Below are 23,010 nucleotides of genomic sequence, written 5' to 3'. Positions count from 1 at the left end.
GTTGTATCTTGGAGTGGCCTGTACTCTCGCGGAGAAGACCCTATGGATGCGGGCGCCGGCGGGGGTGTTTCAAGGGCAAGCCATACCGGAAAAGGAGCGCTGCTCGCGGGCGTCAGTTGCGCCGCTCTCGCCATCGCCTGCTGGCTGACGGCGCCGGCATCGGCCGCAACCTATTTCGTCGGCAACGAGACGGAGCTGCGCAACGCCATCACCACGGCGAACACGGACGGCGCTGGTCCCGCGACGATCGTGATGACCCAGAGCTTCGCGGTCTCGAGTATCCTGGCCATGCCGGACCCGGCGAAGCCGATCTCGATCGCCACGCAGGGCTTCACCCTTTCCGGCATCCTCGACTCCGCCAACGGCGCCATCAACTTCTCGCAGTCCGGCGCCAGCGATCAGGTCACATTTTCAGGCACGGTGCGGGGCGCCGATGGCGCTGCCGGCGCACAAACCGGCATCCTGGCCTCCCGTACAGCCATCATCAACAATGGCTCGATCATCGGCGGCAATGGTGGCCCCGGAGCGGGTGGGACAGGTGTCCAAGTCAGCCTGCAATCATCAGTCACCAATAACGGCACCATCCAGGGCGGCAACAGTGCGACGACGAACGGCGGAGCGGGTGTCGATATCGCCGGCACCTCCGGCACAACCAGCACATTGACGAATAACGGCACGATCCGCGGTGGAAACGGCCCCACGAACGGCACGGGCATCAATGGGGCGGGCGTCGTCGTCGGTATCGGCGTCGATCAAATCGTCAATTCCGGCACAATTGAAGGCGGGGCCGGTGCGTACGGAATAACCAGCATCGGGGACACGGCCAGCCTCACCATCATCAACAGCGGCACGATCCGGGCGGGCACCGGCCAGGCCACTGCGATCCAGCTGGTCCCGACCGCGACGACGGGCCGCATCGACCTGGAACTTCGGGCCGGCTCGGTGATCCAGGGCAATGTGGTCGCAAACGCCACCGGTCTAACAGACGTCCTGCGCCTCGGCGGGAGCACCGACGCCAGCTTCGACGTCTCGGCCATCGGCCCGGCGGCGCAGTACCAGAACTTCGACGCCTTCATCAAGACCGGCACCAGCACCTGGACCCTGACCGGGGCGGCCACTGCCCCGGGGCCCTGGTCGGTCCAGCAGGGCACGCTGCTGGTCACGGGCTCGACGCTCGGCCCCATGGCCGTGCTCGTCGGCGCGACGCTGGGCGGCACCGGCACCATCGGCGGCGACGTCACGATCGCTGCCAACGGCACCCTGGCGCCAGGCGCGGCCGGGGCGGCGCCCGGCCTGCTGACGATCAACGGCAACCTGACCCTGAACAACGGCGCGCTGCTCGCCTACAATCTCGGCCAGGCTGGCGTTCCCAACGGCGCCCTCAACGATCTGACCAACGTCAACGGCAACCTCACCGTCGCGGGCACCCTGAACGTCACGGCCGCGCCGGGCGGCAGCTTCGATCCCGGCATCTACCGGATCTTCAACTACACGGGCACGCTCACCGATAACGGCCTCACCGTCGGCAGCGTGCCGACACCCGACTTCTCCCTGCAGACGGCAGTCGCCAAGCAAGTCAACCTGGTCAACACGGCCGGGCTGACGCTGAACTTCTGGGACGGCCCGGGCACGCCGGGCGACGGCGTCATCAGCGGCAGCGGCGGCACCTGGCAGGGCGCGACCGGCAACAACAACTGGGCCAACCAGTCCGGCGCCTCGAACGCGGCCTATGCGCCCGGCTCCTTCGCCGTTTTCCAGGGCAGCACCCTCTCTGTCGTCACGGTCGACAATAGCCAGGGGCCCGTCACCGCCTCAGGCATGCAGTTCACCGGCACCAACTACACGGTCCAGGGCGGCGACCTCACCCTGACCGGTACGCAGGCGGTCATCCGAGTCGGCGACGGCACCGCGAGCGGTGCCTTCACTCAGGCCACGATCGCTTCCAACCTCATCGGCAGCGCCCAGCTGGTGAAGTCCGATCTTGGTACTCTCGCCCTCACCGGGACGAACACCTATACCGGCGGCACGTTGATCTCGGCCGGCAGGCTGCTGCTCGGCAATGGCGGCACGAGCGGCTCGATCGTCGGCGATGTCGTCAACAACGGCAACCTGTTGTTTTACCGCTCGGACCCCGTCACCTTCGGCGGCGCGATCTCGGGCACGGGCATTGTCACTCATAGCGGCACGGGCTCGACCACGCTCACCGGCGTCAACACCTATACGGGCGGCACCGATCTCGCCGCCGGCACGCTGATCGGCCAGGCCACGAGCTTCGGCAGCGGCCGGATCGGCAACAATGCAGCGCTGATCATCGATCAGCCCACCGACGCGACCTTCGCCAACCAGATCCTTGGCGGCGGTTCCTTCACCAAGCGCGGCGCCGGCAACCTGAACCTCACCGGCGCCAGCATCCTCAGCGGCCCGACCACGGTCGAGGCCGGCAAGCTTTCGATCAACGGCACGCTTCTGCTTTCGCCCGTCACCGTGCTCAGCGGCGCGACGCTGGCCGGTTCGGGCGCCGTCGGCTCCGCCACGATCCAGTCCGGCGCGACCATCGCGCCGGGCAACTCGATCGGCACGCTCAATGTCGCCGGCAACCTCGTTCTGGCGCCGGGCTCCCTCTACGAGGTCGAGATCGCCGGCAACGGCAGCTCCGACCGGATCGCCGTCTTCGCAACGGGGGGCGCCTTGGGAACGGCGACGGTCACCGGCAGCCAGATCGGCGTCACCGCGCTCGACCCGCAGACGAGCTACATCAGCGGCCAGCGCTACACGATCATCACCGCCGCCGGCGGGGTCAGCGGCACGGTGGCCGGCGCCGTCTCGCGCTCGGCCTTCCTCGACCTTTCGGTCGAGCACCAGCCCAACCAGGTCGACCTCGTCATCGCGGTCAAGGGCAGCGGTCCGGGCACCCCTCCCGGACCGGGCGCCCCTCCCACCACCCCTCCCGGCTCCGGCCCGACGCCGACACCGACGCCACCGCCGGCGATCTTCGAGACCGTGGCGCAGACCCGCAACCAGTTCGCCACCGCAGGCGGGCTCGACACGCTGCCGCAGATCGGCGGCACGCTGGCGCTCTACAACAGCCTCCTGATGCTCGATGCCGCTTCAGCCCGCCAGGCCTTCGACGCGCTCTCGGGCGAGATCCACGCCTCCGCGAAGAGCGCGCTGGTCGACGAGAGCTGGCTCTTGCGCTCTGCCGTCAACGACCGGCTGCGCGCGGCCTTCGGCGCGGTCGGAGCCCAGCCGATGGCGACGCTGAACTACGGCTTTGCCGCCGACCTCGCCCCGTCCGCGACCGGGCCGATGCCCAGGCCCAGGTCGGATCGCTTCGCCGTCTGGGGTCAGGGCTACGGCTACTGGGGCCGGAGCGAGGGCGACGGCAACGCCGCCAGGCTGACGCGCTCGAGCGGCGGCTTCCTGATCGGCGCTGATGCGGCTGTGTTCGACACGCTGCGCTTCGGCGTGGTCGCCGGCTACACCCGCAGCACATTCGACGTGAACGCGCGGCTCTCCTCGGGCGAGAGCGACAACTACCATCTCGGCCTCTATGGCGGCGGGCAATGGGGAGCGCTCGGCCTGCGCACCGGCGCGAGCTACACCTGGCACGACATCGCGACCCGCCGCACCGTCGCCTTCACCGGCTTCAGCAATGGCCTGAAGGGCGACTACGACGCCGGCACGGCGCAGGTCTTCGGCGAGCTCGGCTACCGCGTCGACCTCGGCCAGGTGGCGCTCGAGCCTTTCGCCGGCCTGGCCTATGTCAACCTGCACACTGCCGGGCTCAGCGAGACCGGCGGCGCCGCGGCGCTGACCGGCCGGAGCGACGACATCAGCCTCGGCTACTCGACGCTGGGCCTGCGCGCCTCGAGCACGCTCACCCTGCAGGGCATGGACCTGACCCTGCGCGGTGGCCTTGCCTGGCGCCACGCCTTCGGCGAGGTGACGCCGACCGCGACGCTCGCCTTCACTGGGGGCAGCGCCTTCACGGTCGCCGGCGTGCCGATCGCCCGGGACGCTGCCGTCGTCGAAGCCGGGCTCGACCTCGCGATCAGCAAAAGCGCCGCGCTCAGCCTGGCCTATACCGGACAGCTCGCCAAAGACGCGCAGGATCACAGCTTCAAGGGCATGCTGGCGGTGAGGTTCTGACGGGCAAATTCGTTGCCCAGCAAGCCCATGCTCCGGAGGGCTCAATCAAGATTCCGGGTCCGCGTGAGCAGTATGGGCCGGACCTCGCTCGCCAAACGGCACAATCAGCGGCTTGCGTTCGCGGCATTATGTCGATAAGTCTCGACATATGGAAAATGAGCAGGTCATCCTGGCATTGGCGGCCCTCGCGCAGGGCACTCGCCTCGACGTCTTTCGTCTGTTGGTCGCCGCCGAGCCCCAGGGCCTTCCCGCCGGCGAAGTTGCCCGTCAGCTCGACGTCCCGCACAACACGATGTCCTCGCATCTCGGCATCTTGAGCCGCGCAGGGCTTGTGCGGTCGGAGCGCTTCAGCCGCTCGATCATTTATCGCGCCGACCTGGACGCGTTGCGCGCCGTGGTCGCCTTCCTCCTCAAGGATTGCTGCGGCGGCCGCGCTGAGATCTGCGCGCCGCTGATGGCCGAACTCAGCCCCTGCTGCCCCCCGAAAGTCACCACCGATGCCTGATCGCGTCCTCAACGTGCTTTTCCTCTGCACGCACAACTCCGCCCGGTCGATCATGGCCGAAGCGCTGCTGAACCATCTCGGTGAGGGCCGCTTTCGTGCCTTCTCTGCCGGAAGCGAGGGCGGGCCCGGCCCGAAGCCGATGGCGCTCAAGGTGCTTGAGGCCGAAGGCATCCCGACCGATGGCCTGTCATCGAAGACCTGGGACGTGTTCGCTGAGCCCGGCGCGCCGGTCATGGACATGGTGATCACCGTCTGCGACCAGGCCGCTGGCGAGGCCTGTCCCCTTTGGCCGGGCCAGCCGATCACTGCGCATTGGGGGATCGAGGATCCCTCCAATGTCCAGGGCAGCGACATCGAGCGCGAGCGGGCCTTCGTGACGGCGCTGCACTACCTGCGCAACCGGATCAACGTGCTCCTGTCTCTGCCCGTCGCGAGCCTCGACCAGATGGCGCTGAAGCAGCGCGTCGCGCAGATCGGAGGCCTCGAGGGCGCGAGCGGTCGCCGACCCGAGGTGGCGTGATGGACGTCATCATCTATCACAACCCGGCCTGCGGGACGTCGCGGAACACGCTCGGCCTGATCCGAAACGCCGGAGTCGAACCCCACGTCATCGAATATCTGAAGACGCCGCCGACGCGCGCGCTCCTCAAGCAACTCCTCGCTCGCGCTGGACTGACGATCCGGGAGATCCTGCGCGAGAAGGGCACGCCTTTCACCGAGCTCGGGCTCGGCGATCCCAGCTTGTCCGACGAGGCGCTCTACGACGCGATCGAGGCCCATCCCATTCTGGTCAACCGGCCGCTTGTCGTCACGCCCAAGGGCGTCCGGCTCTGCCGACCGTCCGAGGCCGTCCTTCCGTTGCTACCGCCGCAGCTCGCCGAATTCCGTAAGGAGGACGGCGAACGCGTCGTCGACGCCGCCGGCCGTCCCGTCGCTCTCGCCTGAGGTCCCCATGTCCACCTTCGAACGCTACCTTACCCTGTGGGTCGCGCTGTGCATCGTCGCCGGCATCGCCCTCGGCCATGTCATGCCCGGCGTCTTCCAGGCGATCGGCAGCGCCGAGATCGCCAGCGTCAATCTCCCGGTCGCGTTGCTGATCTGGCTCATGGTCATCCCGATGCTGCTGAAGATCGACTTTGCGGCGCTCGGCCAGGTCAGCCGTCACTGGCGCGGGATCGGCGTTACGCTCTTCATCAACTGGGCGGTGAAGCCGTTCTCGATGGCAGCGCTGGGATGGTTCTTCATCGCCTGGCTCTTCCGGCCCTATCTGCCGGCGGACCAGGTCAACAGCTATATCGCCGGCCTCATCATTCTGGCGGCCGCGCCCTGCACGGCGATGGTCTTCGTCTGGTCAAATCTCACCAAGGGCGAGCCCCACTTCACGCTGAGCCAGGTCGCGCTGAACGATGCGATCATGGTCGTCGCCTTCGCCCCGATCGTCGGCCTGCTGCTGGGCCTCTCGGCGATCACCGTGCCTTGGGGAACGCTGGTCCTTTCGGTCATTCTCTACATCGTCATTCCGGTGATCGTCGCGCAGCTGATCCGCGTCCGTGTCCTGGCCAGTGGTGGACAGGGAGCGCTGGATCGCCTGCTCGGGCGCCTCGGGCCAGCCTCTCTGGTGGCTCTGCTTGCGACCCTCGTCCTGCTGTTTGGCTTCCAGGGCGATCAGATCCTCGCGCAGCCAATGGTCATCGCGTTACTGGCTGTGCCGATCCTGATCCAGGTCTATTTCAATGCCGGGCTGGCCTACGTGCTGAACCGGATCGCCGGCGAGCAGCACTGTGTGGCGGGACCTTCCGCGCTGATCGGAGCCTCCAACTTCTTCGAACTCGCCGTCGCCGCAGCGATCAGCTTGTTCGGGTTCAATTCCGGTGCTGCGCTGGCGACCGTCGTCGGGGTGCTGATCGAGGTGCCGGTGATGCTCACCGTGGTCTGGATCGTGAATCGGTCAAAGGGCTGGTACGAGCGCGGCGACGGCGTTCGGAAGGTGCAGGCTGCGGAATAATTCGAGAGACGTCGAAATACCGCTTGACGGCGTGAGATTCCGGGCACATCTTATTTCCATGAACATCGAACAAGCAGCGAAGCAATTGGAGGCCCTCGGCAACCCGACGCGTCTCCAACTCTATCGAACCCTGGTTCGGGCGGGTCATGGCGGGCTGCCGGTCAACCAGGTCCAGGAGCGTCTTGGCATTCCGGCGTCGACACTGTCGCATCATCTCCAGAAGCTGGTGCTCAACGGCCTGGTCTCGCAGGAGCGGCAGGCCACGACGCTGATCTGCCGCGCGATTTACCCCGCGATGAATGCCCTTCTCGGTTTCCTGTCCGACGAGTGCTGCATCGAAGAGTCTTGTTCCGGTGCGTCCGACAGGGCCGCCTGAGCGCTGTTTCATTTGCCTTCTATTTCCATCATTCCAGCAGAACCGGAGAACAACGAGATGAGGGAACGTCCCGTCGCTGTCATCGGAGCCGGGCCTGTCGGCCTTGCCGCCGCGGCCAACCTCGTCGCCCGCGGCGTTCCCGTGAAGGTCTACGAAGCCGGAGATGCCGTCGGCGCAAACGTCCGGGACTGGGGCCATGTGCGCCTGTTCTCGCCCTGGGAATACAATGTCGATCCTGCCGCTCGGGCGCTGCTGGAGCGTACCGGCTGGCAGGAGCCCGACGCACAGGCCTACCCGACTGGCGCCGACATCGTGGACGCGTATCTGGTGCCGCTCGCAAACACGCCTGAACTGGCCGGGGCCATCGAACATCGTGCTCGCGTCATCGCGATCGGCCGTCGTGGCATCGACAAGGTGGTCAGCCGCGATCGCGAGCTGCACCCCTTCTTGCTCACCGTCGTCGATGGCGAGGGACGGACACGCCGTGACCTGGCGCGGGCTGTCATCGACGCATCAGGAACCTGGTCGTCGCCGAACCCGCTCGGTTCCGGCGGGATTCCAGCCGATGGAGAGGCACCGCTCTCCGATCGGATCGCCTACGGCATCCCTGATGTGCTTGGACGCGACAGGGCTACCTACAGGGGGCGCACCACGCTGGTTCTCGGCGCCGGGCACTCCGCCGCAAACGTCCTGCTCGACCTCGAGCAACTCGCAAAGCACGACAGCGCCACGAAGGCGCTTTGGGTCACGCGGGGCAAGGACCTGTCCCGCGTCTTCGGCGGCGGGGCGAGCGATCAGCTCGCTGCGCGCGGCGACCTGGGGCAGCGTCTTCGGCAGCAGGTCGAGAGCGGTCGGATCGACCTCGTCGCCGGCTTCGCCGTCACCGCGATCCGCGAGGAAGGTGGCCGCCTGTTCGTCCAAGGGGAAACCTCCGACGGCGTTCGGACCCTCGGCCCCGTCGACCGCATCGTCGCGTGCACGGGCCAGCGCCCGGATCTCGCTCTGACCCGGGAACTGCGCGTCGAACTGGATCCCTGGCTGGAGAGTGCAAAGGCGCTCGGGCCGATGATCGACCCCAACCTCCATTCCTGTGGATCCGTACCGCCCCACGGCCACCGCGAACTCTCCCACCCCGAGACGGGCTTCTACACCGTCGGAATCAAGAGCTACGGGCGCGCGCCGACCTTCCTGATGCTGACCGGTTACGAGCAGGTCCGCTCGGTCGCAGCCGCGATCGCCGGCGACATGGCGGCAGCCGACGACGTCAAGCTCACCCTGCCCGAGACCGGCGCCTGCAAGGCGGCACCGTCGAGCGTGGGCCATTGCTGCGGCGGCCCTGCGCCGGTCGAGATGGATGCGTGCTGCATCGAGGACGCCGTTTCAAAGGCGGAGGGCCAGGCTGGGTGCGGATGCGGCCCCGTCAGTGCACCCGAACCAGCACCTGCAGCATCCTCCTGCTGCGGCAAGGCGGCGTGAACAACCGTAACCGGCTGACGGTGATCTCGGCCCTCGGCGTGGTGCAAATCCTCGCCTGGGGCTCGTCCTTCTACCTGCCCGCCGTCCTTTCGGCACCCATCGCCTCCGAAACGGGATGGCCGCTCTCCTGGATCGTCGGCGCGCTGTCGCTTGGCCTGCTGACTGCCGGAGCCGTGGCGCCCTATGTCGGGCGGGTGATCGGTGAAACCGGTGGCCGTCCGGTGCTTGCCGCGGCAGCCCTGCTTCTGGCCGCCGGCCAGATCATCCTTGGCTTGGCTCCGAACCTTGCCGTCTTCCTCTTCGGCTGGATCGCGATTGGAGCCGGCATGGCGGCCGGTCTCTATGACGCTGCATTCTCGACGCTCGGCCGGCTCTACGGAGGAAGCGCGCGATCAGCGATCACGGTGCTGACGCTGTGGGGCGGCTTCGCGAGTACGGTGTGCTGGCCATTATCGGCCTATCTCGTGGCCCATCTCGGCTGGAGGGGAACCTGCTTCGCCTATGCGGCCATCCAGATCCTGATTTCGCTCCCGTTGGTGCTGACGGTCCTGCCGCGGACGCTACCCGAGCTTTCCAGGCCCGCTGGTGGCAACGCAGGCCGATCCGGCGAGATCAACCCGGTCGAACGCCGGGCCTTCCTGCTGCTCGCCGGCATCATGATCCTCGGAGGTGCAATATCGGCGATCGTCGGCGTCCACGTGCTGACCCTGCTTCAGGAACAGGGCCTTAGCCTCACAGCCGCGGTCGCTCTCGGAGCGCTGATCGGTCCCGCACAAGTCGGCGGGCGCGTTGTCGAAATGCTCGGAAAGGAGCAGCACCATCCGCTCTGGACGATGACAGGCGCCTTGGCCCTGATCGCTCTCGGGCTTGGCTTGTTGTCGATGGGCGTCGGCCTCGTAGCCTTCGCGTTGATCCTTTACGGAGCCGGGAATGGCATCTTCTCGATCGCCAAGGGCACGCTCCCCCTGTCCCTGTTCGGGCCGCATCGATATGCGCCGATCGTTGGAAGGCTCGCCCGGCCCAGTCTGGTCGCCCAGGCGGTCGCCCCTGCAGTGAGTGCGTTTGGCATCGAGAAGGCGGGGGCGTCCTGGACCTATGCCGCCCTCCTGCTGCTTGCCGTGGCAAACATCGCGCTTTGCCTTGGGCTCTGGTTCCTGCGTCACCGCTCGAGGATTGGTCCCGCCCCATCCGGCTAAAGCATCGGCCCGAAAAGTGGATTGCGGTTTTCGGGAAAGCCGATGCAAACACAAGAGGTTGGACCGTCGGACCGGATACGATTTCCGGTCGGACGATCCAACGCCGCGGCGGGGCGCACCGACATCGCAGTCAGGATGCGGCCGAACGATGGGATTGGACAGTCAGAAAATCGGACGTGCCGAAGGTCCTGTGTGGATGGCTCCCGCGTTGCAAGCGCTGATGTGAAAGCTCTGGCGGCTTTGGCCAAGGGGCTGGCGGATCGGCTCCAGACCCCGGGGCGCCGCCTGCAGCAGTGGCGATGATCGAGCCAGGCTCGAGCGGCCGACCAGGCCGCCGTGGCTCGCTTGTGCGCGGGTTGCGCGAGAACGCCTCGGGAACAAGCATTCGGCAACAGGAACAAACACTGAATCAAGCTTCCAGAAGCCGACCAAGGTCGCACAAATCAGCCGAAAAAAGGCCCGCCGCGGGGGAAGCGAAGGGGAAGAGATGCCGAACATGTCGCGCGACGATCTAGCGTCGGCCATGCGTCGAAAGTCCCCGTTGGCCGCTTTAGCCGACGAGGAGGCGGCGGATCGGCTCCGGAACCTGGCGCGGGTCCGCCTCCGGCGGCAATGACTGTGCTGGAGCGCACGACCAAGCCCCCGGCGCTGGCCGGCCGCAGGCGCGCCTTCGCGGCCGACCTGATCACCGATAGCATGTATCCGCTCTACCGCTCGAGGATGGGGGTCGCCCGGAGTTCGGCGACGGCTAGCAGACTGCGCAATGTCGGAGATGGGTGGCTTTCTGACTTTCGGCTCTGCCCATGCATTGTTCAGGGTGGCGCCACACCGGACATTGGATGAAGCCGAAGAGCGGTTGTTCGTTCCCGCCGCAGCTTTCGGCGTTCGGTTTGTTCCTGTTGGTTTCAGGCGCGCACCTGGCGCGAAACGCGTGCTATCGGGGCCGTCGCCGCCAGACTTACCAATAGCGGTAATAGCTGAAGTCGCGTGCGCGCCTGCCATAGGCGCGAGCATGCGGAGGCGGCCCCCCATAATAGCGACCGTAGCCACGTCCATGGTCCCAATGGCGCGATCCGTGCCAACCCTTGTGGCCCTTGTATCCGTGGCCACCCTTCTTGATCTGCTCAATGTGGTCAGGTGTCTCTAGGGTCGTCAGGCCTGCCACGGGGGCGGCTTGTGAAATCGATGGCGTCATGGAGCAGAAGCTCAGCATGGCCGCTGCAACGAAGACTAACTTTCGCATTGGTTCCTCCTCAAAAAAGCATCGCGATAATCGCATGACCAAGCAGCGGGCTTAGGAAAGCAGCAATACAGCCGCTCCATTGCGCCGGGCGTCAGTCGCAGATGCGCATCCGGCGCTCGACAACCTCGCCGTAGCGATTGACCCGACGCCTTGTGACAAGGCGGCAATCGTCATCGTCGTCGTCGAGAACAGCGGGACCTCGGAAGCCACGCCGTTCCCCAGCAAAGCGGTAGCCACGGGGCTCGTGATAGCGCGGACCATCATAGCCGGGTCTATCGATTCCGAACTCGAACTGGACCTGCGCTTGCGCCGGAGCGCTGAAGGCGGCGGTAGCCGCGACAGCAGCGGCTGTCAGGATTGGCCGTAACATGGCGTTGTCTCCTTGGTTGATCAGGGTGAACCCGATCGAAAGGAGCCCACCCTGCAGGGTGGGCTCCTTTCGATCATTCGATGATCTGAACGATCTTGCGGGTCTTCGGCTCGACCAAAACGGTCTGATCGTTGACCACGGTGTAACGATACTCAGTTTTGCCGTAGCGAGCCGGAACCTCGCGATAGGTAACCGTGTCGGGCAGCGTTGCGCCGACGACCACCTTCTCGCGATAAGCCACCGATGGCACCTTCTGTTCCCTCACATAAGTGCGGAACTCGGTGCGCTGGTCGGCCGCTATTCCGCCGACAATCGCGCCCGCAGCAGCGCCGCCGACTGCACCCACGGCTGCCCCCGCAGGTCCGCCGACGATTGCGCCGCCGACCGCACCTGTGGCCGCGCCAGAGTTCGACTGCGAGAACGCGGTCGCCGGAACGACAGCGAGCGCGGCGGCCAGAACAAGATTCTTGATCATGGTTCTTCTCCCTTGATGGCCCCGCCGATGGCCCCCGCCGCAAATCTAAACGGCTGGCTGGATCGCCTGTTCCATGAATAACCGTTCATAATTAGGAAAATAGCGTGTATCTGCCCGTGTTGGGCTTGCTTAGAGTTGTGCGCCACCGCGTCGTTCCTGTTTCAATCTTTACGCGAGCGGATGCTTGCCCGGTGGAACCTTGGCGCGACGGCGACGTATTGATTGAACAAGGCATGGATTTGGGAGGCCGCGATGATCTCGCATTTTGCAGCGCTGGTTATCCCGAGCGCGGTCTTCTTGGCCAGCCACGCACAGCCGCACGCGGACGTATCCTACGTCTGCAACTTCGCCGGTGGTGTTATCGTGATCAATCAACCACAGGCGACGGGCCGAGCGACCGTTCAGATCGACGGCGAGGCACGGCCCTACATCCTGGACCAGCAAAAACTGATGCCAGTGGAAGCCGGGCTGCCGACCTCTATTTCCAGTCAGAACTGAAGCGCTGGAAACGGCTGAACGAACGCGGCGAAACTCTCGAGACAACAGTTTGCAAGACGGGAGTTTCATCCAGCGCGGCCAGATCGACCGGCTCGCATCACGACTGAGACGCCTAGCCTCGGTTGCGCTTCAGAGGTCGGATTTCAAGCTCCATTTCTTCCACCACGGCCCCAGCTTCATCCCGAAGAATGAGGGGACCTTACCCGGCCCACGCGGCAGTTCTCAGACCAATTCGTGCAAGGCTTCGTCTGCGGCTTGGCGGGCCGCTTCGACGCTCGGCAGCTCCAGCGCTGCGTCCGGCTCCAGCATATTCTGGCGCTTTTCGCCGTGCCGGATCGTCGCGAAATGGAAACGCTTCGTGCTCACTGGTGCAGCCGAGCAGGAAGAGTTCCGGAGGTGCGGTGTAGGCTGAGGCATCGTGACGGAACCTAGGAACTAGCGAGGCGTATTGGAGTGGCGGGAACACTGGAGAGTGTCATGGCCTCACACATTGCGGTTCTACTCGTGCCTATTACGCTGGTCTTGGTAACCGACACTGACCCCGTCACAAACCCTATCTACACTTGTGCATTTGAAGCCGGGCAGATCGTCATCCAGCAGCCCGAGCAATCTGGAGAGGTGACTGTCGAAGTCCACGGACAGGCACGTCGTTACGCCATGGACAAGCTGAAGCTCGTGCCCCGCGACCAGGGCTTGCCCTCTTTTCGTTTCCAGCCAGATCTGAAGCGTTGGCAGTGGCTGAACGATCAGGGCGAACCGATCGAGAGCGTGGGATGCACCGAGAAGCCGTCGCTAAAAACCGGTTGACGCGTGAACACCAACCTTAGCTCGTGGTGTTGCGAACCTGGACGTGCCGTTTCGTGGCAAACTGGATCGCCTGAAAGCAGACCTTCTCGATGTCCGGGATGGGCCAGACCCGGGCCTGCTGGCTTACCTACTCAGAGGTCCGACCAGGGTCGCGAGCAGCCATTTCGCCAATGACCGGCATGGGTGGGGTGGAGAGCGGACTTACGAGCGCACATCGCGTCCAGTCACGGATGTGGTCAGCGAGGTTTGAAAGTGGCACTTCACCTCATCGACATCAGATCGCTCATCAGCCGAGCATTGACCTCGAATTCCGGGCCCGAATGGATCAGAGACCTGTCGATGCCGGCGTCCCTGAGTTGCTCGTCGCTCAGCGATCGCAGCGAGCGCAGGATGATCTTGGTTCGTGCCCGCCGTGCATATCGGTGGGCAAAGCTGAAATAGAAAGCCGCCTTGCTGGTCAAAGGCTCGACCAGTTCGCCAGTGAGGCGGTTCGTTTGTGGCACGGTGGAGAGCGTTTCCGACATCGATCATCTCCCGATGGTTTTGGCCATGGGAGCGACGCTAGGTGACCTCCTGGTGCCGCCGCATCCTCGGAACCGATGAGCCGGCGATCGCGTCGAGGCCGGGCAGCACGTGCGCGAGCTTCCATGTGCGGACGCCAACTGGCGCGTTCAGGCACCTTGGGCAGACAATTGCGGGGCCCGGATCGGCGGCGTCGAATTGCGCAGCAAGAGCAGGAGCTTGGCCTGTCGGGACGTGCCGGTTTTGGCGAATATTTCCTGCAGCTGGGTGCGAACGGTCGGCTCGCTGATGCCGAGCATGTCGGCAGAGAGCGGCAGAGAGCCGAGCGCGGTTTGTTCAAAGTTGGCTCTGCCGCCACTATACTCGGCGTTGTAGCCGGGAGAGCGGTCATGCGTCGACCAGCCCTGCGCCAAGCGTTACTGGCCGCGGTTCTCGCGAGCGCCGCCGCCGCGGTTTCGACATCCGCGCCCGCTCAGGATGGCCTCACTGAGCGTGCGGAGATGATCGAAACGATCCAGGCGCATGCCCGCTCGGCGCCATCGGCAGTCGAGGGACAGGGCATCGATCCGGTCGTGCTGAAGGCGATGGGGAGCGTGCCGCGCCATCTTTTCGTGCCCGAGGAGCAGCGCGGCGCGGCCTATCGCGATCGGCCACTGCCGATCGGATACGGTCAGACGATCTCGCAGCCCTTCATCGTCGCGCTGATGACCGACCTGATCAACGTCCGGCCTGGTGGCGTTGTCCTCGAGATCGGCACTGGCTCGGGCTATCAGGCAGCCGTCCTGTCGCCGCTCGCAGCGAAGGTCTACTCGATTGAGATCATACCGGAACTGGGCGAAAGGGCGGCCGCCCGCCTGGCGGCGCTGCGCTTCGACAATGTCGAGGTGAAGGTCGGCGACGGTTACCATGGCTGGCCTGCGCACGCGCCTTTCGACGGCATCGTGGTGACGGCCGCTGCCAGCCACATCCCACCGCCGCTGGTCGAGCAACTCGCCAAGGGGGGCCGGATGGTCGTCCCCGTGGGAGGTCCCTTCGCGACCCAGTTTCTCATGTTGGTCGAGAAGCGAGGGGACGGAAGCATCACGACCCGGCAGCTGCTGCCGGTGCGCTTTGTGCCGCTGACGGGGAGCAGGGCCCGATGAGAGCCGAGCGCCTGCTGCCGGTCAGTCTGATATCGGCGGCAACCCTTGCCCACGAAGTGCTGCTGATGCGGCTCTTTTCGATCATTCAGTGGCATCATTTCGCCTATATGATCATCAGCATCGCGCTCCTGGGCTTCGGCGCGAGCGGTACATTCCTCGCGTTCGCCCGCCGCCCCCTGCTGGAACGCTACCCGGCCGCTTTCGCAACCTCGGCAGCACTGTTCGGCCTGACTGCGGTTACCAGCTTCGCCGCTGCCGAACGCCTGCCGTTCAACGCGCTCGAGCTCGTCTGGAATCCGCGGCAGCTCGGCTGGCTCGCGGCCAGCTATGCTCTCCTGATCCCGCCGTTCTTTTTCGGTGCAACCTGTATCGGCCTTGCCTTCAGCCGCCATCCCCGCCAGATCGGACGCGTTTATGCCTTCGACCTCGTCGGCGCAGGGATCGGTGCGCTGGGCACGGTCGGACTCCTGTTCCTGGTCTTTCCCTCTGTGGCGCTGCGCTTGGTCGCAGCGCTGGGATTCGCGGCGGCTGCCCTCGCCGCGACGGGCCTGGCTCGCCATCGCTGGCTCGCTGCGGGCAGCCTCGGGCTTGCAGCCGCGGTCATCGCGCTGTGGCTACCACCGGCCTGGACGGCCCCCGGCCCGCACATGTCGCAGTACAAGGGCCTGCGCATGGCTCTCGCAGTGCCGAACGCGCGGGTGGTCGAGGAGCGATCGAGCCCGCTCGGACTGCTGACGGTCGTCGAGAGCCCGACCGTCCCCTTCCGCTACGCGCCGGGCCTCAGCCTCGCCAACACCCAGGAGCCGCCGGCGCAGCTCGCCGTCTTCACCGATGGCGACAGTATCACGGCGATCACCGCCTATGGCGGCGACCCGGCGACGGTCGCTTATCTCGACCGGACAACGGCGGCGCTCCCGTACCGCATCCGTAAGCAGGCGCGAATCCTGATCCTCGGCGCCGGCGGCGGAGAGCAGGTGCTGCTGGCACTGCGCGCCGGAGCCGAAATCGTCGATGCAGTCGAGGTCAACCCGCAGATGATCGAGCTCGCTCGGAAGCGCTTCGCGGACTTCGCCGGCGGCATCTTCAGCCGACCGAACGTGCATCTGCATCTGGCCGAAGCGCGCGCCTTCGCTGCGACGACGGACGCGCGTTACGACCTGATCCAGATGCCGCTTCTCGACTCCCTCAGTGCGGCCGCGGCCGGCGTGCAGAGCCTGCATGAGAACTACACCTACACCGTGGAGGCAGTGCGCGATTACCTGGCGGTGCTGAGACCAGAGGGAGTCGTCGCCATCACGCGCTGGCTGCGGGTGCCGCCGCGCGACATCCTCAAGCTGTTCGCTACTGCTTCCGTTGCGCTCGAAGCGGATGGCGTGCCCGAGCCAGGCCGGCACCTGGCGCTGATCCGGAGCTGGAATACTGCAACCCTGCTCGTCGCCAAATCGCCGTTCACGGGCGAAGACGTCGCAGCCACCCGCGGCTTCGCGGCCGAGAATTTCTTTGACATCTCCTGGGCGCCGGGCCTCTCGGCCGGCGACGTGAACCGCTACAACCAGCTCGACCAGGACTATCTCTACGAGGGCGCCCTCGCCCTCCTCGGCCCCGAGCGAGCCGACTTCACCGAGCGCTACAAGTTCGATATTGCACCGGCCACTGACAATCGGCCCTATTTCTTCGACTTTTTCCGCTGGCGCGCCCTGCCCGAACTCCTGACGCTGCGCGCCCAAGGTGGGGCAGCGATGCTCGACTGGGGCTACCTGATCCTGGTGACGACGCTCGTCCAGGCCGCGATCCTCAGCGTCGTCCTGATCCTGCTGCCGCTCTGGCTTGGCCGGCGCGCACCCGGGAGAACCGCATACCGGCTGCGCTTCGGGCTCTATTTCCTGGCCTTGGGCCTGGCCTTCCTCTTCATCGAGATCGCCTTCATCCAGCGCTTCGTCCTGTTCCTCGGCCATCCGCTCTACGCCGTCGCTGTCGTGCTTGCGGGTTTCCTTGCCTTTGCCGGTCTCGGTAGCGCGGTCGCCGCACGCTGGATGGCGGCGGTCGGAGGCGGATCGCCGGTGCGCGGCATTGCGCTTGCCGTCATGGCGATCGCAGTCCTGGCTGCCATCTACCTGCTCGCGCTGCCTTTGATATTCGAACGGCTGCTGGCGCTCCCGGATGCCGCGAAGATCGCGATGACACTCCTCCTCATAGCGCCGCTCGCCGTCTTCATGGGCATGCCGTTCCCCCTCGGCCTCGGCCATGTCGGCGCGCGCTCGGAGGCGTTTATTCCCTGGGCGTGGGCGATCAATGGCTGTGCGTCGGTGCTGAGCGCGATCCTCGCCGCACTGCTTGCGATGCATGTCGGGTTCACTGGCGTCGTGACGATCGCCACCATCCTCTATCTTGTCGCCCCGGCCTTACTCGCCGGGTGGTGGGATCGATCCGATCGGCAGACGTTGCAAGGCAGAACCTGATGCCCGGGTTGCTTCCCAGCAAGAGGGCGTGGCAGCCTATGGTTTGAGCAGGTTATGCCCCGCTACAACGCCAGGAATGCCCCCGTCCGGCAGTTCCGCACCCTGTCGACGCGGGCGCCATCCCAGTGGACATCATAGTGGTCGCCCTGCACCGGGATCGGGACCAGGTCAGGCCGGAAGATCGCGCTGCGGGCTGGAACGCAGCCATGGTCGACGAGCCCGATCAGCACTCCCGAAAGTCGGTGCAGCAGCTGCCGCAACGCCTCATTGGTCCCGATGATGCGGCCACTGAGGAAGACACGTCTTATCCGCAGCGTCGAAATTTGAAAGTCGCCGCAATGGCGGGTTTCAGGTTTAGCCACAACGTCATCGTGCGCCGCAGCGTTGTGACCCGATGCCATTTCCAATGATTGCGACTGCTGCGCACTCCGCGGAGCAGCTGAGATGCCTACCAGGGCGAATATACAACCAGGCAAGGCGCACGCATGCAGATTGTTGGCAGGACATTGCCCACGCTTGGCGGGCAAGGACCGAGCACCTGCGCCCCGGAAATCGGGGCTGCTTCGTGACGATCCCCGCGACAGCCCTGCTGGCGGGGATGAGCATCGGCCTGTCCATCGCCGCGCCGATCGGGCCGACCAGCATGCTTTGCGTTCAGCGGACACTTGCGCGCGGCTTTCCAACGGGATTTGCGACGGGGTTCGGCGTCGCGACCGTTCATCTGATCTACGGCGCGCTTGCGGCTGCGTCCGGAGCGGCATTCGCGGGAGCCTGGCTCCATGCCGCACCAATGTCGCTGGCCTCCGGGCTCGTGCTGCTGGTTTTTTCCATTCGCGTGTTTAGACGCGCGATCGTCGTCGACGCATTGACGGAGAGATGGGGCAGTCTCGCCTCGTCATATTGCGGAGCGATCGGATTTGGCTTCCTCAATCCTATCACGCCCGTCCTGTTCGCAGCCGCCACTCCAAGTCTGATCGGCCAGGGCCATGAAGCGATACCGATGACGATTGGCGGCGTCTTCCTTGGATCGCTCGGTTGGTGGGCGTTTCTGGCATTGAGCGTGTGCGTCTTCAGGCACAGAATGACCCGGAGTAACCTCACTCATATCAATCGATGCGCCGCAGCCTTTATGGCTTATATCGCAATCGGAATGATCGTTTCGGGATTTCATTCTGCGAATAGTGCCGGTCAGCTCTAAGATTTGCACGAATTCGGGTCGTCATCGCAATTTCAAGCGACACTGGCAATTTCAAGCGACACTGCATGAGAGCCTGACCGTCAATGGGAATGCCGATCTGACGCGCCTGGTCAAATCGGTTGCTCGGATGGCTGCCCTGCGTCCGGGCTTTACCAGGTGATATTGAGCCGGTGGAATGTCTCGAATGCCATGGCGGCAATGGCTTCATCGAAGAGCAGCCGCGGGGCGCAGCCGATGCCGCGCCTTCGACAGCCTACCGGATGGTTGCGATCTTGTTGCGACCGTCGCACGATCGCCGCTGTCCTGCCCCTCCGGATCGCACCTTGGCCCGCATCGACCCGCGCAACTCCTCCCGTTACTGGCGCGACCCGCGGGTTCCGGGCCTGAGCTGTCTCGTCGCCGATTTCACCAGCCATGACTACGCCCCCCACAGCCACGAGGCCTTCGTCGTCGCCGTCACCGAGGCCGGCGGCGCCGAGTTCAAGAGCCGGGGACGCAGCGACGAGGCGAGGACCTCGAGCCTGCTGGTGTTCAACCCCGACGAGCCCCATTCCGGGCGGATGGGCTGGAGCCGGCGCTGGATCTATCGCGGGCTCTACCTGACGCCGCCGGCGATCGAGACGCTGAAGACCGCGCTCGGTCTCGAGGAGACGGCCTATTTCACCCGCAACACCATCCACGACCCCGACCTGATCGAGGCGTTCCTGCGCCTGCACCGCATCCTCGATCAGGGGGACGACCCCCTCGAGGAGCGCGAGCTTCTGCTGCGCAGCTTCGGCGCCCTGATCCGGCGCCATGCGGCCGGCGAACCCCGGCTGACGCTGCCGGCACGCGACCGCGCCAAGGCCGCCCGCATCCGCGAGATCATGCGGGAGCGTCACGCCGGCGAACTCACGCTGGAGCAATTGGGGTTGGAGGTCGGGCTCACGCCGTTCCAGCTGATCGCCCTGTTCAAGCGCAGCACGGGGCTCACCCCGCATGCCTATCTCACGCAACTGCGCCTCAAGGCGGCGATCAGCGCGCTTGGGCGCGGTGCGACGATCGCCACGGCTGCGCTCGACGCCGGCTTCTACGACCAGAGCGCACTGACGCGGCATTTCAAGCGCAGCTATGGCATCACGCCGCTGCAATGGGTGCGCGCCGCGGCCGGCTAAAGCATCGGCAGGAAAAGTGGATTGCGGTTTTCAGGAACGCCGATGCGAACACAGAAGGCTAGTTCATCGGCAGGGTAAGTGGATTGCGGTTTTCGGGGCAAAGCCGATGCAAACACAGATGATCTGATCGCGCTCTCAATTTTCGCCAATAGAAGCGCGCCGCGCCGCGCCAGTCTCGCCTGCAGGCACACGCCCCGTCCCGGGCTGCCGGCAAGGTGAGACATGTCCCGCTCTTTCTGCCTCGATCATCCCGATGTCCTGACGCTGACGAGCGAGGTCATGGACGCACGGCCGGGCCGGGTCGTTCTCGCGGAAAGCCCGTTCTATCCCGGCGGCGGCGGCCAGTTGCCCGATCGCGGCACGCTCGCCTGGACGGGCGGCGACGTCGCGATCTCGGGCTTCGAAAGCGAGGGCGGCCGTCTCTGGCACCTGCTCGCCGAGCCGCTCGAACTGCCGTCGGCGCCCGTCGAAGCGCGGGTCGATGGCCCCTTCCGGCACTTGATGCGGGCGCTTCACACCAACCTGCACATCGTCAATGCCGTCGTCTTCCAGGACTTCGACGGCGCGCTCGTCACCGGGGTGCAGATGAACGAGGACGGCACCGCGCGCATCGATTTCGATCTGCCCGAGGCGGATAACGAGCGCCTGCGCGCCATCGAAGGCACGGTCAACGCGCTGATCCGGCAGGACCTGAGCGTGCGGCAGAGCCATGTCGCGGAAGCCGCGGCCTTCGCGGAACCCGGCCTGATCCGCTCGCGCTCGGTCGCCCCGCCGCCGAGCTCGGACGGGCAGGTCCGGATCGTCGAGATCGTCGGGCTCGACCGACAGGCCTGCGGCGGCACGCATCTCGCGTCGACCGGGGCCTCGCCGCCGATCAGCATCCTGAAGATCGACAACAAGGGCCGGCATAATCGCCGGCTGCGCATCGGCCTCGCCGGCGTCGCGTGAGGCCGGCGCGATGAGGATCCTCCAGCGCCTCTGGGCGCGGCCCTTGCTGCTCCTGCCGCTGCCGCCACTGTTCTGGGCCGGCAACCTCGTGCTCGGCCGGGCTCTCGCAGGGTCCTATCCTCCGGTCTCGCTCGCGGTCGGCCGCTGGCTCGTCGCGCTCGCCTGCCTGCTGCCCTTCGTTCTCGGCAGGCTTGGCGCGCAGCGCCAGGCGCTCATCCGCGCGCGCGGCCTCGTCTTCGCCTGCGGCGCCTTCGGCATCGCCGGCTACAATGCGCTGGGCTATCTCGCCCTGCAGAGCGCACCGGCCGCGAGCGTCGCCTTCCTCAATTCGACCCTGCCGCTGATGGTGCCGCTCGCCGCCCTCATGCTCGGCGTCGAGCGTGTCTCGGCCCGCACGCTTGCCGGCATCGCCATCTCCTTCGTCGGCGTGAGCTGGATCGTCGCGCGCGGCGCGCCCTCGACGCTAGCGGGGTTGAGCCTCACCGGGGGCGAGCCGCTGGTGCTGATCGCGGTCGCGAACTACGCGGTCTATTCGGTGCTGCTGCGCCGCCGCCCGGTCGATCTCGACCCCCTCGTCTTCCTGGCTGCGACGATGGCCGCGGGGCTCCTGGTGCTGCTGCCGTTCTGGATCTGGGAGCTCGCCCGGGGCGCGACGATCCCGACATCGCCCGGCCCCATTGCGGCGGTGCTCTATATCGGCGTCTTCGCCTCGCTGCTCGCCTTCATCATCTGGAATCGCTGTGTCAGCGCGCTCGGGCCGAGCGTGACCGGCGCCTCCTTCCATCTCGTCGCCCTGTTCACCGCGGCGCTGGCCTTCCTGCTGCTCGGTGAACCCGTGCAACCGTTCCATCTCGTCGGAGCCGCACTGATCCTCGGCGGCTTCGGTCTCGCCGCGGCGGGCAGCCGTCCGCCCGTCGCCCGGCTCTCCGGAGAAGCCCGATCATGACCGTGTTTGCGCAAGACGACGTCGCCGATCACGAGCCGGTGGCGTGAGCGGCGATGACCGCAACGATCGCCCTGCTCGCGGAACTGGTCGGCTTCGACACGACGTCGAGCCGCTCGAATTTGGGGCTCGTCGCGCGCGTCGCCGACCGGCTCGACGATATCGGCGCCCGTGTCCGGCTGAGCCATGACGATGGCCGGAGCAAGGCCAATATCCTCGCCAGCTTCGGGCCGCGGGCGCCGGGCGGCATCGTCCTCTCCGGGCATACCGACACCGTCCCGGTCGACGACCAGAGCTGGTCGTCCAACCCGTTCCGCCTGACCGAGCGCAATGGCAAGCTCCATGGCCGCGGCGCCGCGGACATGAAGGGCTTCATTGCGGCCTGCCTCGCCGCTGCGGAAGGTTTCGCGGCCGCGCAGCTCGCCCGGCCGATCCACATCGCGCTGTCCTATGACGAGGAGGTCGGCTGTCTCGGCGTGCCCAGCCTGATCGACGATCTGCTCGCCCAAGAGGACAAGCCGGACCTCGCCATCATCGGCGAGCCGACCGGGATGCGGCTCGGCGACCGCCATCGCGGCTTTCTCGGTTTCCGCACGCGCTTCGAGGGCCGAGCGGCGCATTCGAGCGATCCGAGTGCGGGAGCGAGCGCGATCTATCCCGCTGCCGATTTCGTCGGCTTCCTCAGGGCTGTCGGGCACCGCGCCGGGGGAAACGACCGGACGACCGTCAATCTCGGCCGGATCGAGGGTGGCTCGGCGATCAACATCGTGCCCTCCGCCTGCGAATTGCTGTGGGAGTTTCGGCCGGTGACGCCGCAGGACGCCGACGAGACCGAGCGGCTGGTCGCCGCCTATCTGGCCCGCGCAACGCCGCCGGACATCCGCCAGTCGACGCAGAGGCATGTCCATGTTCCGCCGCTGTCGGCCGTCGGCGGCGAGCCGGCGCTGGTCGTGGCTGCCGCGCTCGGCGGCATCGGCCCACCCTTCGCGGTGCCCTTCGGCACGGAGGCCGGCTTCTTCCAGGCGGCCGGCATATCGGCGGTGGTGTGCGGGCCGGGCTCGATCGCGCAGGCGCACCAGCCCGACGAATGGATCGAGCGCGCGCAGCTCGCGGCCGCCGACGCCTTCCTTGCCCGCCTCGCGGGCTGGGCAGGTCGCCGTCAATCCTGAAGGGTCGCGGCAGTGAGGCCCTTGCCCGAAAGCTGGCGCCAGAAACGCGCCTGACGGGGTCAGTTCAAACCCCGCCAGCCGGAGCTGGCGGGGCGACGTCCTGGCTTCCAGCGCCCACGACCGCTGTCATGGGCAGCAAGCCCAGCGATCAGGGTCGTTTTGCTCTCTGCCCCGGCGCATAACCAGAGGCTCCGGGATGGCCCTTCACGCTGCCATCGGCTTGCATCTGCCGTCCGGGGGCATAGCCAGAGGCGCCCCGATAGCCGGGTACGCTGCCCTTCTCGCGCATCTCTTGTCCGGGCGAGTAGGAGGATGCTCCTCGACCAGTGGTTCCGCCGAGGCCACCGCCTGCCCCTCCCCGGCCGCCCCCCATTC

Annotated in this window: 23 protein-coding genes; 18 read left to right on the top strand and 5 right to left on the bottom strand. The window is 66.2% G+C overall.

From position 1 onward, the window contains the following. Positions 1-42: 42 nt before the first annotated feature. The 8 genes from FG93_RS31425 to FG93_RS25055 all read left to right on the top strand — a co-directional run bounded on the left by FG93_RS31425 (position 43) and on the right by FG93_RS25055 (position 9,707). The gene (locus tag FG93_RS31425) at positions 43-4,149 is read left to right on the top strand and encodes an autotransporter domain-containing protein (RefSeq protein ID WP_052514175.1); all 4,107 of its coding nucleotides are present in this window, start codon (positions 43-45) and stop codon (positions 4,147-4,149) included. A gap of 148 nt (positions 4,150-4,297) precedes the next feature. Then, positions 4,298-4,654 carry a helix-turn-helix transcriptional regulator gene (locus tag FG93_RS25085; RefSeq protein WP_043239988.1) on the top strand — a complete coding sequence of 119 codons (357 nt, stop codon included), beginning with the start codon at positions 4,298-4,300 and terminating at the stop codon, positions 4,652-4,654. Next, positions 4,647-5,174, top strand: coding sequence for an arsenate reductase ArsC (locus tag FG93_RS25080; protein WP_043239985.1), 528 nt, complete (start codon positions 4,647-4,649; stop codon positions 5,172-5,174). Before FG93_RS25085 ends, FG93_RS25080 begins: the two co-directional genes overlap by 8 nt. Beyond that, positions 5,174-5,599 carry an arsenate reductase (glutaredoxin) gene (gene arsC, locus FG93_RS25075; RefSeq protein WP_043240205.1) on the top strand — a complete coding sequence of 142 codons (426 nt, stop codon included), beginning with the start codon at positions 5,174-5,176 and terminating at the stop codon, positions 5,597-5,599. The genes FG93_RS25080 and arsC overlap by 1 nt, the downstream gene beginning before the upstream one ends. Before the next feature lie 7 nt (positions 5,600-5,606). Then, positions 5,607-6,659, top strand: a complete 1,053-nt coding sequence (gene arsB / locus FG93_RS25070) for an ACR3 family arsenite efflux transporter (RefSeq protein ID WP_043239982.1) — start codon at positions 5,607-5,609, stop codon at positions 6,657-6,659. A 58-nt stretch (positions 6,660-6,717) separates the two neighbouring features. Beyond that, positions 6,718-7,035, top strand: a complete 318-nt coding sequence (locus tag FG93_RS25065) for a helix-turn-helix transcriptional regulator (RefSeq protein WP_043239979.1) — start codon at positions 6,718-6,720, stop codon at positions 7,033-7,035. 57 nt (positions 7,036-7,092) lie between these two features. Further along, positions 7,093-8,511, top strand: coding sequence for an FAD-dependent oxidoreductase (locus tag FG93_RS25060; RefSeq protein ID WP_043239977.1), 1,419 nt, complete (start codon positions 7,093-7,095; stop codon positions 8,509-8,511). Next, positions 8,508-9,707: an MFS transporter gene (locus FG93_RS25055; RefSeq protein ID WP_043239974.1), complete on the top strand. Its 1,200-nt coding sequence runs from the start codon at positions 8,508-8,510 to the stop codon at positions 9,705-9,707. The genes FG93_RS25060 and FG93_RS25055 overlap by 4 nt, the downstream gene beginning before the upstream one ends. Positions 9,708-11,041: 1,334 nt before the next feature. On the opposite strand, the gene FG93_RS25045 is transcribed toward FG93_RS25055, so the two are convergent. Together FG93_RS25045 and FG93_RS25040 are read right to left on the bottom strand one after the other, a co-directional pair. Continuing rightward, the gene (locus tag FG93_RS25045) at positions 11,042-11,320 is read right to left on the bottom strand and encodes a hypothetical protein (protein ID WP_043239970.1); all 279 of its coding nucleotides are present in this window, start codon (positions 11,318-11,320) and stop codon (positions 11,042-11,044) included. Positions 11,321-11,393: 73 nt separating this feature from the next. Continuing rightward, positions 11,394-11,795 (bottom strand): DUF1236 domain-containing protein, encoded by a 402-nt coding sequence (locus FG93_RS25040; protein WP_043239968.1) that lies wholly within the window; start codon positions 11,793-11,795, stop codon positions 11,394-11,396. 252 nt (positions 11,796-12,047) lie between these two features. On the opposite strand from FG93_RS25040, the gene FG93_RS25035 reads away from it, so the two are divergent. Then, positions 12,048-12,293 (top strand): hypothetical protein, encoded by a 246-nt coding sequence (locus tag FG93_RS25035; protein WP_043239966.1) that lies wholly within the window; start codon positions 12,048-12,050, stop codon positions 12,291-12,293. A 222-nt stretch (positions 12,294-12,515) separates the two neighbouring features. On the opposite strand, the gene FG93_RS33035 is transcribed toward FG93_RS25035, so the two are convergent. Next, the gene (locus tag FG93_RS33035; RefSeq protein ID WP_161783883.1) at positions 12,516-12,659 is read right to left on the bottom strand and encodes a hypothetical protein; all 144 of its coding nucleotides are present in this window, start codon (positions 12,657-12,659) and stop codon (positions 12,516-12,518) included. Between the two features lie 111 nt (positions 12,660-12,770). Here FG93_RS33035 and FG93_RS25030 point away from each other — a divergent pair, with 111 nt between their 5' ends. Next, the gene (locus tag FG93_RS25030; RefSeq protein WP_043239965.1) at positions 12,771-13,100 is read left to right on the top strand and encodes a hypothetical protein; all 330 of its coding nucleotides are present in this window, start codon (positions 12,771-12,773) and stop codon (positions 13,098-13,100) included. Positions 13,101-13,360: 260 nt separating this feature from the next. Here FG93_RS25030 and FG93_RS25025 read toward each other — a convergent pair whose 3' ends face one another. After that, positions 13,361-13,624, bottom strand: coding sequence for a DUF1127 domain-containing protein (locus FG93_RS25025; RefSeq protein ID WP_043239963.1), 264 nt, complete (start codon positions 13,622-13,624; stop codon positions 13,361-13,363). A gap of 147 nt (positions 13,625-13,771) precedes the next feature. After that, on the bottom strand, positions 13,772-14,035 hold the full coding sequence (locus FG93_RS25020) for a helix-turn-helix transcriptional regulator (protein ID WP_043239961.1): 264 nt from the start codon (positions 14,033-14,035) through the stop codon (positions 13,772-13,774). On the opposite strand from FG93_RS25020, the gene FG93_RS25015 reads away from it, so the two are divergent. The 8 genes from FG93_RS25015 (at position 14,012) to argE (ending at position 22,635) form a co-directional block, all read left to right on the top strand. Further along, positions 14,012-14,764: a protein-L-isoaspartate(D-aspartate) O-methyltransferase gene (locus FG93_RS25015; RefSeq protein ID WP_043239959.1), complete on the top strand. Its 753-nt coding sequence runs from the start codon at positions 14,012-14,014 to the stop codon at positions 14,762-14,764. The genes FG93_RS25020 and FG93_RS25015 overlap by 24 nt on opposite strands. Beyond that, a complete protein-coding gene (locus FG93_RS25010) occupies positions 14,761-17,223 on the top strand; it encodes a spermidine synthase (RefSeq protein WP_052514174.1) in 2,463 nt (820 codons plus the stop codon). The genes FG93_RS25015 and FG93_RS25010 overlap by 4 nt, the downstream gene beginning before the upstream one ends. A gap of 206 nt (positions 17,224-17,429) precedes the next feature. Further along, positions 17,430-17,633: a hypothetical protein gene (locus FG93_RS33030; protein WP_161783882.1), complete on the top strand. Its 204-nt coding sequence runs from the start codon at positions 17,430-17,432 to the stop codon at positions 17,631-17,633. Positions 17,634-17,788: 155 nt separating this feature from the next. Next, the gene (locus FG93_RS25000) at positions 17,789-18,421 is read left to right on the top strand and encodes a LysE family translocator (RefSeq protein ID WP_161783881.1); all 633 of its coding nucleotides are present in this window, start codon (positions 17,789-17,791) and stop codon (positions 18,419-18,421) included. Positions 18,422-18,744: 323 nt separating this feature from the next. Next, on the top strand, positions 18,745-19,575 hold the full coding sequence (locus FG93_RS24995; RefSeq protein ID WP_043240197.1) for an AraC family transcriptional regulator: 831 nt from the start codon (positions 18,745-18,747) through the stop codon (positions 19,573-19,575). 222 nt (positions 19,576-19,797) lie between these two features. Next, on the top strand, positions 19,798-20,523 hold the full coding sequence (locus FG93_RS24990) for an alanyl-tRNA editing protein (RefSeq protein ID WP_043239954.1): 726 nt from the start codon (positions 19,798-19,800) through the stop codon (positions 20,521-20,523). A gap of 10 nt (positions 20,524-20,533) precedes the next feature. Next, on the top strand, positions 20,534-21,469 hold the full coding sequence (locus tag FG93_RS24985; RefSeq protein WP_043239951.1) for a DMT family transporter: 936 nt from the start codon (positions 20,534-20,536) through the stop codon (positions 21,467-21,469). A gap of 53 nt (positions 21,470-21,522) precedes the next feature. Next, positions 21,523-22,635: an acetylornithine deacetylase gene (argE, locus tag FG93_RS24980; protein WP_043239949.1), complete on the top strand. Its 1,113-nt coding sequence runs from the start codon at positions 21,523-21,525 to the stop codon at positions 22,633-22,635. The last annotated feature ends 375 nt before the right edge of the window (positions 22,636-23,010 follow it).

It is taken from the genome of Allobosea sp. LC85 (assembly GCF_000735605.1).
Taxonomy (GTDB): domain Bacteria; phylum Pseudomonadota; class Alphaproteobacteria; order Rhizobiales; family Beijerinckiaceae; genus Allobosea.
The sequence above is the reverse complement of the archived record's forward strand: the minus strand, read 5'-3'. Positions and strand labels throughout refer to the sequence as shown.